This is a genomic window from Gabonibacter massiliensis (assembly GCA_001487125.1).
Classification (GTDB): domain Bacteria; phylum Bacteroidota; class Bacteroidia; order Bacteroidales; family Marinifilaceae; genus Gabonibacter; species Gabonibacter massiliensis.
In genome coordinates this window covers 376,346-395,934 of record LN913013.1, presented here as the reverse complement: position 1 = coordinate 395,934, position 19,589 = coordinate 376,346, and the positions used below count along the sequence as shown (strand labels likewise).

Sequence of the window (19,589 nt, the reverse complement as noted above, 5' to 3'; positions counted from 1 at the left end):
CTAAACAGAACAGCCTTATTGGCTTTACAGACATCATAAACCAATAAATTTATGTAAATTTGAAGACAGGAAGAACAAAATTTAAAAAGCTAAGGCCATGTTCGACCATACTGACCGTTTCTTTGGCTTCATGCAAATAAACCATTCTTTATCATGGATATAAGAACAGAACTACATAAAAGAATACTGATACTGGACGGAGCAACCGGAACTGCCCTACAGCAATACCGTTTGAGTGAAAAAGATTTTCGGGGAGAGCCATTCACCGATCATCCGCTTCCATTAAAAGGCAACAATGACATCCTAAACCTTACCCGCCCGGATATTATTCGAGAAATACACGAGAGTTACATAGAGGCTGGAGCCGATATTATTGAAACCAATACCTTTAACGCAAACGCCATATCGCAGGAAGATTACGGGTGCTCGGACCGGGTATATCAACTCAACGCGGAGGGGGCACGTATCGCGGTCGAGGTGGCAAGGAACCACACGGAACGGAAAATTTACGTTGCCGGAAGTATCGGTCCTACTTCAAAATCCTTAACGCTATCGCCTGATCCCGAACGACCCGAATTCCGGAGTATCGATTTTGATACCTTAGCAGCCGCTTATGAGATCCAGGTACGAGGACTCGTTGACGGTGGTGTGCATTTGTTATTGGTCGAAACCATATACGACGGATTAAATGCCAAAGCAGCACTTTATGCCATCAAGAAAGTACAAGAAGAAAAAGGGAGTAAACTTCCGGTCATGCTTTCAGCTACCGTAAACGATCGCAGTGGACGAACCTTAACCGGACAAACCATAGAAGCTCTCTTCATCGCACTCTCCCACTACCCGATCCTAAGCTTCGGATTGAATTGCTCTTTCGGGGCAAAAGACCTGCATCTTTTTTTAAAGGAAATGGCCAACAAGATTCCCTGTTTCCTGAGTGTTTATCCGAATGCAGGCCTACCGAACGAAACGGGTGAGTATGACGAATCGCCGGACTATACAGCCAAGCAACTCCGAAAAATGGCAGAAGAAGGGCTAATCAATATTGCAGGTGGATGTTGCGGAACCACCCCGCGGCATATCCGGGCTATCGCCACCGCACTGAGAACAGTTCCTCCCAGAAAACCGCCATTAGTACATCCCCTCCTTAAGGTTAGCGGGTTGGATTCCGTCACGATCGATGTATCCAAAACTAATTTTACCAATATCGGCGAACGTACGAATGTGGCCGGATCGGCCCGGTTTGCCCGCCTTATCCGGGAGAAAAAATACCAGGAAGCCGCTTCTATCGCCCGCGAGCAAATCGCCGACGGAGCCTCCGTGATCGATATCAACATGGATGATGCTCTACTCGACAGTGTTACCGAGATGGAACGTTTCGTTCGAATCATCGGTAACGAACCGGATGTCGCCAAAGCTGCTTTTATGATTGACTCTTCGGATTGGTATACTCTTCTGGCCGGATTAAAGAATGCTCAAGGGAAATGCATTGTCAATTCTATCAGTCTGAAAGAGGGAGAAACCGAGTTTTTAAACAAAGCACGGGAAATACACCGCTTGGGTGCGGCCGTTGTCGTTATGGCTTTCGATGAGGCCGGACAGGCCACCACCTTCGAACGGAAAATTACTATCGCAGACCGAGCATTTCGTTTATTAACACGACAACTACAATTTCCTCCCGAAGATATTATCTTTGATGTCAATGTTTTAGCTATCGGAACCGGAGTAGAGGAACACAACAACTACGCGGTGGATTTCATCCGAGCGGTACGATGGATAAAAGATCATCTAAGAGGAGCTCATACTTCCGGAGGAATATCCAATCTTTCTTTCTCCTTTCGTGGAAACAATCCGATCCGGGAAGCCATGCATTCGGTCTTCCTTTACCATGCCGTTCAAGCAGGATTGGATATGGCGATTGTCAATCCCTCGTTGTTACGGGTATACGACGAGATCGAGCCGGAACTTTTAAACGCAGTAGAAGACGTGGTACTAAACCGGAAACCGGAAGCCACAGAAAACCTGATTTCCATTGCGGAGAAGTACAAAATGTCAGACACGACAATCAAACAGCACGAAGCAAAAGAGTGGCGTTCCCATTCATTAGAAGATCGCTTGGCCTATGCCTTAAGTAAAGGAATTACCGACTATTTACAAGAAGACCTTCAAGAGGCTATCGGTTGCTATACTTCTCCGATAGAAATTATAGAGAAACCCTTGATGAACGGAATGGAACGGGTAGGCCAATTATTCGGGGAAGGTAAAATGTTTTTACCCCAAGTCGTAAAATCCGCCAAAGTTATGAAAGAGGCCGTCGCCCGTTTGCAACCGGAAATCGAGCGTTACAACACGAATAATACCCGGGTATCCGCGAGGAAACCTAAGATTATACTCGCGACAGTGAAAGGAGACGTACACGATATCGGTAAAAATATTGTACATACCGTACTCTCCTGCAACAACATCGATGTGATCGATCTGGGAGTTATGATCGATCACCCTACCATCGTGGAAGCTGCCAAACGAGAAAAAGCCGACTTCATCGGGGTTAGCGGATTGATCACGCCTTCCCTTGGAGAGATGGAAGAGTTATGCAAGCTATTGCAAAAAGAGCAATTGGAAATACCGCTAATCGTCGGGGGAGCAACTACCTCATCGGTACACACGGCGGTGAAATTAGCACCTTTATACGATTATTGCGTTACGGAAGGCGGAGACGCCTCCCACACGGTAACCATCCTAAAACAACTTCTAAAAGATAAGGAGAAAACAATAGCAAAAATTAAAGAAAAGCAAGAAGAGATACGACAGCACTATAATTCGAAATCCGCCCCGTTACTATCTTTGCAGGAGGCCAGAGGAAAAGCTCCGCTCTTTGACAGGAACTCTTATCCTCCACCGGAATTCGGAGAACACCATTTGACCGGAAAACACATAAACGTGGAAAATTTCGTCAACCGCATCGATTGGACCCCTTTCTTTCATTTCTGGGGGTTCAAAGGGAAATATCCCGAAATCCTATTTACCAATGAAGAGGCTGAAAAAACCTACGAGGCAGCCATGAAGATGTTGGAAGAGATTATCGTTAAAAAAGAGTTTGATGTCTCCCTAATCGCACGCTTTTACGATGCCTATTCGGAAAACGACGACATTGTTTTAGACGGTGGACATCGTCTCCCGATGCTACGCCAACAGGCCCCGCGAAGCGAATGCATCTCCCTCGCCGATTTTATTACGCCTAAAGCCGAGGGGAAAAACAGTATCGGACTCTTCTGTTTGAAGGTGGCCGATTTACATCCCTCCTGTTCGTGTCGCGAGTTCGAGCAATTGCTGCGGGAAAGTCTGGCCGCACGAATCGCGGAAGCCTGCGCGGAATGGATGCAGGAACAACTTAACGAAGGATTACATGTGATTCGCCCCGCGTTCGGTTACCCGGCTTGCCCCGACCACTCGCTAAAAAAAGATGTGTTCGAACTACTGAATGCAACCGAAGAGATCGGAGTTCACCTGACCTCTTCGTATGCCATAAACCCTACGACAAGTCTGTGCGGATTACTGATCGCCCATCCCGAAGCCCGTTATTTCAGTATCGGTAAAATCGGAGACGATCAGTTCGCGGACTATTGCCGACGTAGAGGGATCTCACTCGAAGAAGGCAAAAAATTACTGAACAGATAAACGTATAAAAAGAAAGAAACGTAACGTAATCTATTTTGAATTCTTTTGAGAAGCGATCTTACGAATGATAAATGTAAGATTACTTCCAAAGGGACATCTCAACCCTTAAATAATACGACCATGAAAGTCATTGATATACTCAGGAAATCGGACCGCCCGATATTTTCTTTTGAACTGGTACCTCCTCTCAGAGGCGGAGACATACACCGAATATACGAAGCCATTGAACCATTGATAAAATTCGCTCCACCTTTTATCAACATAACCTTTCACCGGGACGAGCAAGAATACCGGGAACGAGCCGACGGTTCCATCGTGAAGGTAACAGTCACCAAACGCCCGGGATCAGTTGCTTTATCCGCGGCCATTATGAAACGCTATCCCGTGGAAGTCGTCCCTCATATCGTATGCGGGGGAGCTACCCGTCATTCGATCGAGAACGATTTGATCGATTTAAATTTTCTCGATATTGAAAATGTTATGGCTCTACGGGGAGATCCTGTTTCCGGACAACGCTATTTTACTCCCGAAGAAGACGGACATAAATACAGTTGCGAACTGGTAGAACAAATCGCAAGGATGAATCAAGGGAAATACCTGGACGACACGCTTACCGATGCCGTCCCCACCAATTTTTGCATCGGTGTGGCAGGCTATCCTGAAAAACATTACGAAGCACCTAATCCGGTCAGTGATATCGAAAACCTCAAGCGAAAAGTAGACGCTGGAGCGGATTACATTGTTACGCAAATGTTTTTCGATAACGACAACTATTTCTCTTTTGTCGAAAAATGCCGGGCTATCGGCATCTCGGTGCCCATTATCCCGGGACTAAAGCCGATCTCCTCCTTTAAACACTTGGAAAACCTCCCCCGCTCTTTCAATCTCGATATTCCGGAAGAGTTAGAACGAGCCATCCGGCGATGTCGTTCGAATAAAGAGGTCTACCGGGTAGGTATCGAATGGTGTATTGCCCAAAGCCTGGAACTGATCCGACAAGGAGCACCGGCGGTACACTACTATACCATGGGAAAATCGGACAATATTCAAGAAATTGTCAAACGGGTCTTTTAATACCGTTCGAATAAAACTTTCGATTTCTCTTTAGATTCAAACCTATCTGATAATACCCTCGAATTATTAATTCTTTTCCCCGGAAAATCCTAACTTTGTATGGCAAATACTATGATCATGAGTCTGACGGAAGCTTTGATTACTATTTTACTCGGTACGGCAGCAGGATTTATCAACACCTTCGCCGGGGGAGGTTCCATGTTAGTGGTTCCCTTCTTAATTTTCATCGGACTGCCGGCCAATGTGGCCAACGCGACAAACCGTGTCGCTATTTTATTGCAAAACATAGTATCCGTGGGTAGCTTCAAACAAAAAAAAATTCTCGACTTTAAAACCGACTCCAAACTTTTATTGCCCGTGGCTCTCGGTAGCATTGTAGGAGCTTTCATTGCCGTGGATATCAACGAGGAGATATTCCGCAAAGTAATTGCCGGGCTATTGATCGTTATGTTTTTTATGCTATGGTTGGATCCCAACTCTTGGGTAAAAGCCAACGCGGAGCGGGCGAAAGTAAAAAATCCCTGGCTACGCCATATCGTGTTCTTCATCATTGGAATATACGGAGGCTTTATTCAAATAGGAATAGGCTTTTTTCTATTGGCAGGATTGGTATTAGGATGCGGTTATGATCTGTTAAAAGCCAACGCGATCAAATTATTCATCGTTCTTTTTTATACCATCATTGCTTTGGGTATTTTCTTCTATTACGGATTGGTCGATCTAAAAACAGGACTGATACTCGCTTGTGGAAATATGCTCGGAGCTTGGATCGGAGTTCGTTTCAGCATAAAATGGGGAGCGAAATACATTCGATATTTTCTACTTGTGATTCTACTTATCGTAGCCGTCCGGCTTTATTTTACTTAACTAAAAACCCTAAAATATGAAACATTATCTTTTTTTTATCGGTATTTTATTCATGACTATCACGCTAAACGCCCAAAACATGAAAGAGATTAAACTAAATGCCCCGAATAAAACAAGGGGAACAAGTCTAATGCAAGCTTTAAACGATCGGGAATCCGTCAGGGAATTTTCAAACAAGTCTTTGAGTATACAGGATTTAAGTGATCTTTTATGGGCCGCTAACGGCATCAACAGAGCAGAGTCAAAAAAACGTACAGCCCCATCGGCCCTTAACAAACAAGACATCGATATTTATGTTTGCCTTCCCGAGGGAATTTACCTGTACGATGCGGAAAAAAACAGTTTAAAGCCCGTAGCGGAAGGAGATCATCGTTCCGCAGTTGGTGGACAACAGGATTTCGTCCGGAAAGCTCCCGTTTCTCTTGTTCTGGTATCGGATATTTCCCGTTTCGGAATGGGCGATAACGAACAAATCCGGTTAATGGCAGCTATGGATGCAGGCATCGTTTCACAAAACATCAATCTATTCTGTGCCGCCAACAAGCTGGTCACGGTTCCCCGGGCTTCCATGGACAAAGATAAATTGAAAAAAATCCTCAACTTAAAGGAGCACCAACTGCTTCTGATGAATAACCCCGTGGGATACCCTAAATAATCGTAGATTGACGATTGTAGATTTAGTGATTACATGATTGATTTGTCCCCGGGATTCAAAGTCACCTAATCATTAATCACTGAATCTCTTAATCCCTCAACCGTAGCATTCCTAAATTCTCATCTCTTTTTAACGTTAATTCTTCCTTTTTATCTACCGACATAACGGTAAGCACTTATCTTTGTAAAAGATCAAACGAAGAAAAAAACCGTTATTATATGGAGGAAAACGTGCTCGAGAAACTGAAAATATTGGCAGAATCTGCCAAATACGATGTATCCTGCGCATCCAGCGGGACCTCCCGATCGCACAAAAAAGGCGAGATCGGAAGTGCCGAAGGTTGGGGGATATGCCATAGTTTTGCCGAGGACGGACGCTGTATCTCTCTACTGAAAATCATGCTTACGAATAAATGCATGTACGACTGCGCTTATTGTATCAATCGTCGTAGTAATGACTTGAAAAGAGCCACTTTCTCCGTCACGGAACTTGTGAATCTAACGATAGAATTTTACCGAAGAAACTATATCGAAGGCCTTTTTCTCAGCTCGGGCGTCGTCCGTAATCCCGATTACACCATGGAACGCCTGGTGAGAGTCGTCAAAGATCTGAGACTAAAATACCGCTTTAACGGTTACATTCATCTGAAAAGCATACCGGGTGCCAGTCGGGAATTGGTAAACGAAGCCGGTCTATATGCCGACAGGCTAAGCGTAAACATCGAAATTCCGAAAGAAGAGAGCCTGAAAATAATAGCTCCGGAAAAAGACTTTCAAAGCGTGTTCACTCCCATGCGCTATATCCAGCAAGGCGTACTCCAACACGCGGAAGAACGAAAAAAGTTTCGCCATGCGCCTCGTTTCGCCCCGGCAGGACAAAGTACGCAAATGATTATCGGTGCAACAAACGATAGCGACAAAGATATTCTTTATCTCTCCTCAGCCTTGTACCAACGTCCCACGATGAAAAGAGTATATTATTCGGGATATGTCCCTGTAAACAGTTACGACAATCGGCTTCCCATGTTAAAACAGCCTCCATTAGTACGGGAAAACCGTTTGTATCAAGCCGACTGGCTGCTTCGCTTTTACCATTTTTCAGTCAACGAAATCGTCAACGACGCATACCCTGATCTGGATTTGGAAGTTGATCCCAAACTATCGTGGGCCTTACGTCATCCGGAAGCATTTCCCGTCGACATCAACCGGGCGGATTATGAAATGCTACTTAGAGTTCCCGGCTTAGGGGTAAAATCGGCTCAAATGATTATCACGGCACGACGCCACTCCCGGCTGGGAGCCACCCACTTGAAACAAATCGGAGTCGTGATGAAAAAGGCCCAATATTTTATCACCTGCCACGAATTACCGATGCAGACCATTCATGAAATGCAACCCGAAACCGTACGACGTATTTTAACCCGGCCATCCAACCGTAAAATAGACGATCGCCAACTGGTAATCCCCTTTCAGTATTAAACGATGGTTATTTATATATACGATAAAACATTCGAAGGCCTTCTTACCGCCATATTCGATGCCTACAGCAGACATTCGTTCCCCGATATGCTAAAAGGAGAAGTCGAATCCCTACCCCTGTTTTACGACGAGACCTATACTGTCGTTACCGATGAGAAAAGAAGTAACCGGGTATGGAACGCCCTCCTAAAAAAACTCTCGGCCCCCGCCCTTTCGACATTAGTCATGAACTGGCTGTCCGAAATACCGGAAATCGATCTTTTACTATTCCGCTACATACGTAAAACAATCGATGCTCCCGTTTCCATCGAATTAAACTTCGGAGACCCGGATGTATTGCAAATAACCCAAAATGCCAAAAAAGTAAACAACGAACGTCTCCGGGTCATTCAATTTTTACGATTTCAAAAAGCCGCTGACGGCACTTTCTTTGCCGCACTAAAACCGCTTTACAATGTACTCTCGTTGACCCTAAAACATCTACAAAACCGTTTCTCCGATCAAAGATGGCTGATCTACGATCTGAAAAGAGAATACGGTTACTATTATGATTTAACTACTGTTACCGAAGTACGTTTCGATACCAAAGAAAATCATCTGATCACAGGAATACTGGATGAAAAATCAATGGACCGGGACGAAAAACTGTTCCAACGTCTATGGAGGGAGTACTTTCAATCGATCACGATTAAAGAACGATCGAATCCCAAGCTACATCGTAGGAATCTACCTGCCCGTTTCTGGAGATATCTTCCTGAAAAACAATCCTAAATCACTCGTTCCGTACCGGGAACCGTCCTTTCGGGCTTACTTTTCCGAAGACTTAAGAATCTCGTAACAACACATATCCGCCCATCGGTCATTTTTCCGAACCGCTTTACGCATAATTCCCACCAATCGAAAACCACACTTTTCCAATACCCTCCGGGAGGCCGTGTTATAATCGAAAACGGGAGCATATAGGCGCACCAACTCCGTTGTTGTGAAAATATACTCCACGAACCGGAATACGATCCCGCTCATTATTCCTTGCCCCCAGTAAGGCTCTCCCAACCAATATCCGATCTCCGCACTGTATCGCTCCACATCACTCTGCGGAATAAAACCGATACCGCCAATAGCCTTCCCGTCAATGACAATAGCAAAATCCTGCACGCACCCCTTCGATAAAGTACTTTCAATATACTCCCGGGCATCCTCCTCCGTGTAAGGGGATGGAAAACCATCCCGCAAATTATTCCATACACGTATGTTATCGGCATATTCGGCCAGCGACTGGCAATCGGATAATCTCCAAGGCCTTAATTCATAACTCTTCATGTCTGCATCCGACTGATTTTTCCATTTATATTCTTTACCGCCAAGGAATTAACCCGTAAGCCTACCTATTTTAGAACGACAACCTAATGACGGGTCAACAGATCCTGTTTATCTTCGTCGGACAAGCTTGCCGTTTTAAAAGCTCCTTCTACCAGATCGTCAATCCCCCATTGAAATACAAATATATATGACTTTTTAAATAATAAGCTTCGTATCGGAGAATAATTTTCATTCCGCTTGAAAATAAACAAACAAAACGAAACGTTTAAAAGTTCCAAAGCGTATATTTTATCAAAGCGATCATACAAAGACCGATAAATAAAAAATTACGGATCACCTAAATAAAACAAGAATTATGCTTAAGATAGAAAAAGCCGAGGTAATAAAGGAATTCGAATATACGGTGGAAGACCTTACCCATAAAATCAAAGCCAAGATTTTAAAACGAGACGAAAACCATTACGGTGTTATATTGAGTCACTGGTACAAAAAATACGGAGACCACGACTATACACAACCCGGATGGGGAGTTGATTCGCTTGAAAAAGCCGAAGATGAATTAAATCGTTATATGAAGGATTTTACCCTTGATTTAATCGTAAACCCCAAATATTGAATCTACAAAACAGGATAAGAATCTGTGATTCAATTACATAACTATTAAGTTATTAGAAATAATCCTCCTATCAAGAAATCCGGAATCACAGAATCTTTTCATTTATAACAGTCATTCCTTACTATGTAGTTCTTTCCGCAAAAAAGGAGCTGTCACGGAGTCCGGGCTTAAAGCCACCTCTTCCGGGGTCCCCGTAACCACCACTTCCCCCCCGTTTTTTCCCCCGCCGGGCCCCATATCGATCAAATAATCGGCAACCTTTATTACATCGAGATTATGCTCGATCACAATCACGGTATTTCCTTTATCCACTAATTTCTGCAATACTCCCAACAAAATATTTACATCCTCAAAATGCAGGCCAGTCGTAGGCTCATCCAATATATACAACGTATTTCCCGTCTCCTTTTTAGACAGCTCCGCCGCTAATTTTATTCGTTGCGATTCACCACCGCTTAACGTAGTACAAGGTTGTCCGATCTGAACATATCCCAAACCGACATCCTGCAATACCTTCAATTTGGCCTGCAAATGAGGCAAATTCTCAAAAAATTCCACCGCCATATTGATGGTCATATTCAATACATCCCCGATAGACTTCCCTTTATAACGAACCTCTAAAGTCTCCTTATTATACCGTTTTCCATCGCATTCATCACAATGCACGTAAACATCCGGTAAAAAATTCATCTCTATCGTTTTTACCCCGGCACCCTTGCAAGCTTCACAACGCCCACCACTCACGTTAAACGAGAAGCGGCCCGCCGTATATCCCCGGATTTGAGACTCCGGCAATTTTTCGAATATTTTACGGATATCGGTGAAAATACCCGTGTAGGTCGCCGGATTAGATCGGGGGCTTTTTCCTAACGGACTTTGGTCTACCACCACGACTTTATCTATATTCTCTATGCCATCAATAGCACGATAAGGCAAAGGCTCTGCTAACGAATGATAAAAATAAGCACTCAAAATGGGATGAAGTGTTCCGTTCACCAAAGAGGACTTTCCGCTACCGCTTACCCCGGTAACGCAGATCAGCTTCCCTAAAGGGAAATCGACATCCACATTCTTTAAATTATTTCCGGTACACCCTTTCAGACTGATCTTTTTCCCGTTTCCCTGCCGACGTTCAGACGGTACGGTAATCTCTCTAATACCCTTTAGATACTGAGCCGTGAGGCTACTGCTTCTCCTAATATCATCGAATGTACCTATCGCCATAATCTCCCCCCCTTTTCTACCGGCTTTAGGTCCCAAATCCACAATATAATCGGCATTTTCCATCATCTCTTTGTCATGTTCCACCACGATCACCGAATTTCCCGCATCCCGCAGCTCTTGCAAAGAACGAATCAATTTCCTGTTATCTTTCTGATGCAAGCCGATACTGGGCTCGTCCAAAATATAAAGTACATTTACCAGCTGAGATCCGATCTGTGTGGCCAATCGAATACGCTGGGACTCACCTCCGGAAAGAGTCATCGACTGACGGTTTAAAGAAAGATATTCCAAACCGACATCCAACATAAATTTCAAACGAGTCCGTATCTCCTTCAATATCTCTCCGGCAATCTGTTTCTGTTTTAATTCCAGATGTTGTTCAACATTACATACCCAAACGTACAAATCATCCAATTCCATATTGGCCAACTCCGATATATTCTTCCCACCTATATAAAAATGCAAAGCCTCCTGGTTTAAACGCTGACCGTTACAAACATCACAAGTCGTTACCGAAATAAACTGCTCTGCCCATTTATTTGCTTTTTTAGAGGTGGCATTCTCCTCCTGTATCGTGACGTATTTTAAAATACCCTCGTAGGTGGTTAAAAAATTGGAAGAGACTCCGATTTCCGTATTTTCCAAACGGAACTGTCCCGGATAACCGTACAATATATCAGTCAAAGCCTCCTCTGGAAGCTCGCGAATCGGTTGTTTTATATCCGCACCATGTTTTTTTAAAATCGTATCGATTTGATAAAAAATCAAAGATCCTTTATATTTTCCCAAGGGCAATATTCCCCCGGCATAGATAGACAACGAATCATCAGGAATAATCTTCTCTATCGCAACAGAATTAATGTACCCCAAGCCTTTGCACTTTTTACAAGCACCATGAGGAGAATTAAAAGAAAACGTGTGGGGAGCCGGATCTTTATAAGAAATTCCCGTGTCAGGACACATTAAATGACGACTATAATATTTTAATTCGTCACTTTCATTGTCCTTCACCGTCATGACTCCTTTTCCATTTTTCATTGCTGTCGCCACGGAAGCCTTCAGGCGCTTCAAGTCGACATCCTGCATAACGATTTTATCGACAACGATCTCGATATCATGAATTTTATAACGGTCCACACTCATTCCAGGAAGAATCTCCATAATCTTCCCGTCCACTCGTGCAGAAATAAATCCCTTTTTCCTTAAATTCTCGAATAGTTCTTTGTAGTGTCCTTTACGCCCCTTTACCACCGGAGCCAATAAAAGAATTCTTTTTCCGGCAAAATCCTGCTGCAACAACTCTAAAATCCGCTCATCCGTATATTTTACCATCTTACTACCGGTGGCATAAGAATAAGCTACTCCCGCCCGGGCAAATAACAACCGGAAGAAGTCGTATATTTCAGTAGTCGTCCCCACAGTAGAGCGGGGATTCTTGTTGGTTGTCTTTTGTTCGATAGAGATAACCGGACTCAATCCCGTTATCTTATCTACATCGGGACGTTCCATCCCGCCCAAAAAACGACGGGCATAGGCAGAAAAAGTTTCCAGGTAACGTCGTTGTCCCTCCGCGTATATCGTATCAAAAGCCAAGGAAGACTTGCCACTCCCACTCAAGCCCGTCACTACCGTCAATTTATTACGGGGAATCACTACATCTATATTCTTCAAATTATGTTCCCGCGCTCCGTATATAACTATATTCTCGCCTTCTTCTTTATATCCCATACTTGCTCTCCAATATAAATAACTTACAAAAATACAGGAAACAATTGAAAAAGGAAAAGAATAAGTGATAATTGACAATTCTAAATGTAGATTGTAAATTTTAAATGAATCAGCCGATCGCAATGTTTTTTGACCGCTTAATCGTAAATAAATGGAAGATTTCTATATTTATGGGAAATAAAAAAATGGGAGGGATTTTCCGTTTCCTCTCGAAATGAAATATAATGGGACTGACGAAAAGATGTTGTATGTGTGTGTGCGTGCGTCTGTGTGTGTGGTGTGTGTGCGTGGTGTCCCGTGGTATATATTTCAGTATTTTCAAGAACTCAATCGGAAAATCAGCTTAAACCTCCGTCAAAGCTATCCCCTCTCTTATGCTAGATGATTCAATCTAATAACAGCTAAAAATAAATCATAAGTCTTATATCATCATCTAATATACCGTCTTTAACGGAATCGAAGCATTAAAGGTTACAGCTTCAAGGGAAAAAAATGAAGAAAAACACTCTTTTTTTTCTTACCGACCAATAACTAACTGATTATAAACACCAAATATTTCTCTTTAAAAGTATTATGTTTATACCTCAAATTGATTTCACAATTTTTTCATAAAAAACACAGACAAGCCATTTCATTCCGTCAACAAAAAAGAGCATTCTTACGAATGCTCTTTTTTATATATTAATCACAAAGATTTATTTCTTTAAAAAATCTTTTACTTGTTCATTAGGAACCATTTGTTCTTTGAACGTGTACGCACCGGTTTTGGGAGACTTTACCATTTTGATAACTTTTGCAAATCCCCGACCATCTCCTGTCTTTAATGTTGCAACAACCTTCTTTGCCATAGTCTATTATTTTATTTCTCTGTGTAAAGTTACTCTTTTCAAATAGGGATTGTACTTACGTAATTCCAATCTCTCGGTGGTGTTTTTTCTATTCTTGGTAGTGATATAACGAGACATTCCCGGAACCCCGGATTCTTTCTGCTCGGTACACTCCAGAATCACCTGTATTCTGTTACCTTTGCTTTTCTTTGCCATTTCTTTTAATTTTATACGTTCTTAATTAAACCATTGGCAGTAGCCTCTCTCAAACAATGGCTCAAGCCTTTCTTGTTGATCAGGCGCAATCCGGCAGCAGATACATTTAAACGTATCCATCTATCCTCTTCCGGCCAATAAAAATTTCTCTGAAACAAGTTGATCGCGAATGTTCTCTTAACTCTTCTTTTAGAGTGAGATACATGGTTACCAACCATCGCCTTTTTTCCGGTTATTTGACAAATTCTTGACATCTCTCAATATTTTTATAAACGCTTTCCAAACAGGATGCAAATAACGCACTTTTTATTCAAACTATCAAATGTTTCGATAAAAAAGTTTCTATTTTTTTTCTTAGCTTAATATAAACCATAAAAGAAGCAAGAAAACAGTGACAGACAACCATTCCTGCCACGTCTCCCTTCGTTGTTTCCCCTCTTCTTTTCCCGGAGTTCGCCTTAAAATATCCAAAAATTCCCCCGTAGGACAAAAATAGTTACACCAAGGACGGCTAATGAAGACTGAAATTAACAGACAAGTCAGCGCAAAAGCGATCATTCCTCCTGATGCCACCGATACCAGAAAAGCAGAAAACGGTTCAAGAGAGGTTAAATCCAACGAAATACCCCACAACAATAAGCCCATAATTCCCAAAAAGAATGTGATCCGGGTATATTTCAAAACCTTTTTCACTCTTCTCCCGAAGGTTATCTTTTTTCTCCGTACCTTCCCCATTAATTCCTGTGCAGCCCCGAAAGGACATAGATAAGCACAGTAATAAGAGCGATTAAAAAATAGCGGGCATATCACCGCTAACAACGCAATTACCGGCAGCAACACGCGTACCCCCCACGGGATTCCATTCAACAACCAACCGTATAACAGTTCCAAAGATATAAAACTACCGCTCCAAAAACCAAGTATTAAAATAGACGCAACTTGTAAAGCCGATCTGTATTTTTTCATGCTTGCTCCCCGAAACAAACTGACGATAGCAAAGAGTACGACCACTCCTCCTAACACGTGACGCAATAAAGTCAACACGTTGTCATTTCCACGATGATCCTGTTCATTCAAATATTCTCCCACGGCTCTCTTGACCCCCATTCGAACGGCCTCACTGGTTAAGGTCGCACCACTAACGGCTTCAACCTCCATTTTTCCTACCTCTTCTATCCGCTTCCCATTCCAACTATCAAAAAAACCTCTTTTCTCCAAACGTCTTACAAAACCTCGGGATTCATTATTCTCCAATAAAGTCAATCCCGATACGATACCTTCGTCGGATACCGCCAAAAATAGAGGTACCGGGCCGGCATAGCCGATCAGATCATCCGCAACGGGCGTGGTCAATATTAGTTTCCCCACTTCTTTCTCTCCCTCTTTTACATCGTATTCCACCGGGGAGATTCGTTCCAATCCCGTATAACGAGGAAAATATTTTCGTATGGAATCTTCCGGAATCCTAATCTCTTGTTTCTCTTCTCTCGAACCGTTATTTATTTTTTTTTCTTCCTTAAAATTGCGAGAAATTAAAAACAGCACCACACACAATAAAATAATCCGGGGTAATTTCGCCACAAAAACTTCAATATTTCTTCTCACTTCCATAATTCAACTTACTTTTCGTCGCAAAAATAACTAATTTTCTATTCCGTTTTTCCCGGTAAAAATCAAAATTCGATAAGATGCCATTCTAAGAGTTAAATACCGAAATAGATTTGCGAGCCTCTTTTTATTCCTCTACTTTTGTCATGAAAAATCAAACTTAATTACGTATGTACAGAGCAGAAATACACACAGAAAAAGGAGTTATGAAAGTTCGTTTTTATGAAAAAGATGCCCCGAATACAGTTGCCAATTTTGTGAAACTGGCCAAATCCGGGTTTTACGACGGACTGACATTCCATCGGGTAATTCCTAATTTTGTCATTCAAGGAGGATGTCCGGACGGTACGGGTGCCGGAGGACCGGGGTACACGATTAAATGTGAACTTGATGGGGATAATCAATACCACGACCGGGGAGTTTTATCCATGGCCCATGCAGGACGGGACACCGGCGGATCTCAATTTTTTATCTGTTGCAACCGCCAAAATACCGCACACCTGGATAGAAAACATACCTGTTTCGGGAAAGTGTACGAGGGATTGGAGGTGATCGATGCCATTCGTCCCCGAGACGTGATCACTAAAATCGTAATCATCGAGGAATAGTTAGTTGTTTTTAAATAAATCAAATAGCCGAAGTTCGTAAGAGACTTCGGCTATTTACTTATATCGATCAGCACCTCACTTATTTTGCAAAAATAGCAGCCAAAGCGATGGAATTCAATTTAGCATCCACACTATCTCCCCGGGATGAAAGTACGCTCGGGGCGGTAGCACCTACCAAGATTGCTCCCTGACGGGCATTTGCCAATTTAGTGTTGGTTTTATAAAATACATTACCAGCCTCAATGTTCGGGAAAACCAAACAATCGGCCTCTCCGGCTACGGGAGAAGTAATCTTCTTTATTTGAGCAGCCTCTTTATCGATAGCGACATCCAATGCCAAAGGTCCGTCTATATCAATATTTCCTAATTGCCCCCTCTCTCCCATCTTTGCAATCACGGCAGCATCCATCGTCGATTCCACCTTAGGCAAAACCTGCTCGGTAGCGGAAATCAAGGCTACTTTCGGACGAGCTATTCCTAACGCATTGGCAATCTGACTTACATATTTCACGATAGCCAATTTTTGATTCATATCCGGAGCCGGTATAATAGCGGCATCACTCGCGATCAATAGCTTATGATAATTCGGACACTCCATAACTGCCACGTGAGACAACGTTGCCTTCGGAGGTAATAATCCACAATCTTTGTTAAGGATAGCACGCATATACTTATCCGTACTTACCAGCCCCTTCATGATAATATCAGCTTCCTTATCCCGCACCATCTTTACGGCCAAGGCTGCTGCTTTCGTATCTACCGGTTCGTGAACAATTTTAAATTGTGAAATATCATATCCGTGCTCTGTACATACCTTTTTAATTTCGTTTTCGTCACCACACAACGTAGCCTCAACAATTCCCATTTCAACTGCCTTATGAACGGCTTCGATAGAGTGGCTATCATTAGCAAAAGCTACAACCAACCGTTTTTTCCGGGTATTACCCTTCAATAATTCGTAAATGTCATCAATCTTAGTTATTGCCATAACTTATAAAATTTTAGTTCTGTGAATGTATTTTTCTAATTTGGAAGCAAAAGTAACTCTTTTTACGAGAAACAGAAACAAAAAGAAGCATTTTAATAAGAAATTGAAAATACGGAAATGCTTCCCGACAATCAGGAGTTTTCTTTTTAAATTCTGCGTCCCCCAAATTCAAATTTCACAATAAAAAAATACCTTTGTGATGAAATAAAAGAAGTGTATCGTAACGTGTCGTTCGAACGAAATATAATCGCTCTTTATCTCATTAAAATCTCCAAATGGTTTACCCTTGTCATGCCTGTCATCGTGCTGTTTTACAAGGATTGCGGTTTGGATATGACGGATATTTTTACTCTTAAAAGCATCTATTCAATCGCTATGGTCTCCTTGGAAATTCCGACAGGTTACCTTGCGGATGTTTGGGGAAGACGTAACTGTTTGATTGCAGGTACCATTTTAGGATTCGGCGGATTCAGTTGCTACTCTTTTTCCGATACGTTTTCAGCTTTTTTCATGGCTGAGGTCATGCTTGGGTTCGGCCAAAGTCTCGTATCGGGAGCGGACTCGGCCCTGCTATACGACACGATGATTCATTATAGAAAAGAAGAATCCTATTTGAAATACGAAGGACGAGTGACTATGATCGGCAATTTTTCGGAGGCCTTCGCGGGTGTATTCAGCGGCTTATTGGCAGCCTATTCCCTACGCTTTCCTTTTTACGCTCAATCTTTTGTCGCTTTTATCGGGATTCCGGCGGCATTCTCTCTTACCGAATACGCCGCTAAAACCAGAATCACGAACTCTCTTTCCAACATTCCAAAAATCATACGATACTCCCTATTCACGAATCGACAACTCTGTTACAACATCCTGTTCTCCGGAATCATCGGGGCGGCAACTTTAACCATGGCCTGGTTTGTTCAACCCCTATTGATCGAACTCGCAACCCCGACTTCTTGGTTCGGAATTATCTGGACGGTACTCAATCTCACGGTAGGTATAGCGGCCCTCTATTCAGATCAACTGAATAGGTGTATCGGAACACGTAAAATGTATGCTTTCATCCTCTTTTTCATCGTGGGAGGCTATGTAGCCGTTTCATCGCGTATCGATTATACCGCCCTCGTTTTTCTCTTCGCGTTTTACATCGTACGAGGATTCGCTACCCCTATACTGAAAGGGTATATCAATCAAATCACCTTCTCGGAAATGAGAGCAACGGTACTCTCTATCCGTAATTTTGTAATTCGTCTCCTATTTGCAGCCATAGCTCCACTTGTCGGATGGCTTAACGATGCTTATTCTCTCTCCGTGGCCCTACAAATCACCGCTGCCATTATCTTTATCCCAGGCCTCTCCTTTCTTATCCTTGAAGGGTATTATAAAAAATAAAAATCCCCCGGAATTTTTATTTTTCCAGGGGAGGTATTCTCTCTATCGTCTTCCTTTCTATTTTACTCTATACTTTTCATCTGTCATATCGAAACTTTTGGCTTCAAATAACCCCAGATCACTCGCGGGAAAAGCATTCCTCGGCGGATTGTGACCATCGTAAATACTGGCAAAATCATAAACACTATCGGTCGTCAACCACACCCATATCTCAGGATAAACGTCCTTAATATGTTTAGCTTCCTTCGGATAATTAAACCAATCGTAACCACATACATATCCTTCTTCCGCCGTATATTCGCTTCCGGTAGTCGTTATTACCAAACCGTAAGGTAATCCGTTTTTATCAAATGACTGACTCAAATAATCGGTCGAAATCGCATACAACTCCGTACCGCCATCCACCTCAATATACCACTCAACCCGCATAAGCCCACTGCCTTCAATTTTAGATATATCCCAGTTCCGTATGGTCGACCCCAGATATCCATTTTTTTCCCCTTTTTGGTTGCTCGTCGTTCCAACCGTATTGATGAACCCTTCTTGTGATTTGAAATACTGAGAACGACAATCCGCCCCCACGGGAGTAATTAATCCTTTAAACACCTGCTTCTCACCCTTATACACGACACATCCCAACTTTATCGGTTTCGTTGAACCGAGTGCTACCGGTTGCACACCGAAAGCAAAAATAGAACCTTTCGTTTGGTAGCGGACATGAATCACCAGATCGTTATAATCATAATCCGCATTTTTGGAATCCTCGAAACAAATCACTTGAAACATTTGGGATTTATTCTCGGTAAAATTAGGATATTGGTTATCAGGTACAAAAGAAGTGGATATACTGCCCGTTTTAGCCCGAGACTGTTTAGGAACCCATATTGTCATCGGAGTATTGGCTTCCGCAATCGTCACACCAGAACACTTCACCACAGTAACATGTCCCTCTCTAACCGGAACCTCATAAGATTCGCTCGTAATAAAATGATTGACATCAATATCTTGGGGAGAAGTTTTAGACCCCATATTTTTTTCCTTAATACAGGATATCGATAGTATCATCAAGCATAGTAAGAATAAATTCTTCTTCATAGATTTAGCCGTTAAAACAATAAATTCTGATTTTGACAAAAAGATTTTCACACAAAGAAATCCTTTTATATCCTATATAGCATAAATTTATACAAATACAAAGGTAATTAAATTTATTTTCACAGAGGTACTTCTTACCATAAGAATTATCATTTTTTCATAAAAAATGATATAACTATTTATTTCCAACGACCTGATTTACCATAGGAACGAAAAAAAAT

17 protein-coding genes are annotated in these 19,589 nt (G+C 42.4%); 9 read left to right on the top strand and 8 right to left on the bottom strand.

What is annotated here, in order from left to right:
- Window positions 1-153: 153 nt before the first annotated feature.
- The 6 genes from metH (at window position 154) to BN3283_RS05910 (ending at window position 8,520) form a co-directional block, all read left to right on the top strand.
- A complete protein-coding gene (metH, locus tag BN3283_RS05935; protein ID WP_059026069.1) occupies window positions 154-3,675 on the top strand; it encodes a methionine synthase in 3,522 nt (1,173 codons plus the stop codon).
- A gap of 120 nt (window positions 3,676-3,795) precedes the next feature.
- Complete coding sequence (gene metF / locus BN3283_RS05930; protein WP_059026068.1) at window positions 3,796-4,749, top strand: methylenetetrahydrofolate reductase [NAD(P)H]; 954 nt, start codon at window positions 3,796-3,798, stop codon at window positions 4,747-4,749.
- A gap of 99 nt (window positions 4,750-4,848) precedes the next feature.
- Window positions 4,849-5,616: a sulfite exporter TauE/SafE family protein gene (locus BN3283_RS05925; RefSeq protein ID WP_286137558.1), complete on the top strand. Its 768-nt coding sequence runs from the start codon at window positions 4,849-4,851 to the stop codon at window positions 5,614-5,616.
- 52 nt (window positions 5,617-5,668) lie between these two features.
- Window positions 5,669-6,271 (top strand): SagB/ThcOx family dehydrogenase, encoded by a 603-nt coding sequence (locus BN3283_RS05920; RefSeq protein WP_147625643.1) that lies wholly within the window; start codon window positions 5,669-5,671, stop codon window positions 6,269-6,271.
- Between the two features lie 218 nt (window positions 6,272-6,489).
- Window positions 6,490-7,749 (top strand): putative DNA modification/repair radical SAM protein, encoded by a 1,260-nt coding sequence (locus BN3283_RS05915; RefSeq protein WP_059026066.1) that lies wholly within the window; start codon window positions 6,490-6,492, stop codon window positions 7,747-7,749.
- Window positions 7,750-7,752: 3 nt separating this feature from the next.
- Complete coding sequence (locus BN3283_RS05910) at window positions 7,753-8,520, top strand: TIGR03915 family putative DNA repair protein (protein WP_059026065.1); 768 nt, start codon at window positions 7,753-7,755, stop codon at window positions 8,518-8,520.
- Between the two features lie 36 nt (window positions 8,521-8,556).
- Here BN3283_RS05910 and BN3283_RS05905 read toward each other — a convergent pair whose 3' ends face one another.
- A complete protein-coding gene (locus BN3283_RS05905; RefSeq protein WP_059026064.1) occupies window positions 8,557-9,069 on the bottom strand; it encodes a GNAT family N-acetyltransferase in 513 nt (170 codons plus the stop codon).
- Window positions 9,070-9,424: 355 nt separating this feature from the next.
- Between BN3283_RS05905 and BN3283_RS05895 the strand changes: the two genes are divergently transcribed.
- Window positions 9,425-9,685 carry a hypothetical protein gene (locus tag BN3283_RS05895; protein WP_041503810.1) on the top strand — a complete coding sequence of 87 codons (261 nt, stop codon included), beginning with the start codon at window positions 9,425-9,427 and terminating at the stop codon, window positions 9,683-9,685.
- A 111-nt stretch (window positions 9,686-9,796) separates the two neighbouring features.
- Here BN3283_RS05895 and uvrA read toward each other — a convergent pair whose 3' ends face one another.
- The 5 genes from uvrA to BN3283_RS05875 form a co-directional block, all read right to left on the bottom strand.
- Window positions 9,797-12,637, bottom strand: a complete 2,841-nt coding sequence (uvrA, locus tag BN3283_RS05890) for an excinuclease ABC subunit UvrA (protein ID WP_041505016.1) — start codon at window positions 12,635-12,637, stop codon at window positions 9,797-9,799.
- Window positions 12,638-13,332: 695 nt separating this feature from the next.
- On the bottom strand, window positions 13,333-13,485 hold the full coding sequence (locus BN3283_RS14280) for a DUF4295 domain-containing protein (protein ID WP_082027486.1): 153 nt from the start codon (window positions 13,483-13,485) through the stop codon (window positions 13,333-13,335).
- 6 nt (window positions 13,486-13,491) lie between these two features.
- Window positions 13,492-13,680, bottom strand: a complete 189-nt coding sequence (gene rpmG / locus BN3283_RS05885; protein WP_041503811.1) for a 50S ribosomal protein L33 — start codon at window positions 13,678-13,680, stop codon at window positions 13,492-13,494.
- A gap of 11 nt (window positions 13,681-13,691) precedes the next feature.
- A complete protein-coding gene (gene rpmB, locus BN3283_RS05880) occupies window positions 13,692-13,934 on the bottom strand; it encodes a 50S ribosomal protein L28 (RefSeq protein ID WP_041503812.1) in 243 nt (80 codons plus the stop codon).
- A gap of 100 nt (window positions 13,935-14,034) precedes the next feature.
- Window positions 14,035-15,291: a 4Fe-4S binding protein gene (locus BN3283_RS05875; protein WP_059026062.1), complete on the bottom strand. Its 1,257-nt coding sequence runs from the start codon at window positions 15,289-15,291 to the stop codon at window positions 14,035-14,037.
- 167 nt (window positions 15,292-15,458) lie between these two features.
- Between BN3283_RS05875 and BN3283_RS05870 the strand changes: the two genes are divergently transcribed.
- Complete coding sequence (locus BN3283_RS05870; protein ID WP_041503814.1) at window positions 15,459-15,896, top strand: peptidylprolyl isomerase; 438 nt, start codon at window positions 15,459-15,461, stop codon at window positions 15,894-15,896.
- Window positions 15,897-15,975: 79 nt separating this feature from the next.
- On the opposite strand, the gene BN3283_RS05865 is transcribed toward BN3283_RS05870, so the two are convergent.
- Window positions 15,976-16,884, bottom strand: coding sequence for a phosphate acyltransferase (locus BN3283_RS05865; protein ID WP_041503815.1), 909 nt, complete (start codon window positions 16,882-16,884; stop codon window positions 15,976-15,978).
- A gap of 291 nt (window positions 16,885-17,175) precedes the next feature.
- On the opposite strand from BN3283_RS05865, the gene BN3283_RS05860 reads away from it, so the two are divergent.
- Entirely contained in the window at window positions 17,176-18,273 is a 1,098-nt protein-coding gene (locus BN3283_RS05860; RefSeq protein WP_059026061.1) for an MFS transporter, read from the top strand.
- Window positions 18,274-18,330: 57 nt separating this feature from the next.
- Here BN3283_RS05860 and BN3283_RS05855 read toward each other — a convergent pair whose 3' ends face one another.
- Window positions 18,331-19,368 carry a hypothetical protein gene (locus tag BN3283_RS05855; protein WP_052634698.1) on the bottom strand — a complete coding sequence of 346 codons (1,038 nt, stop codon included), beginning with the start codon at window positions 19,366-19,368 and terminating at the stop codon, window positions 18,331-18,333.
- Window positions 19,369-19,589 lie beyond the last annotated feature (221 nt).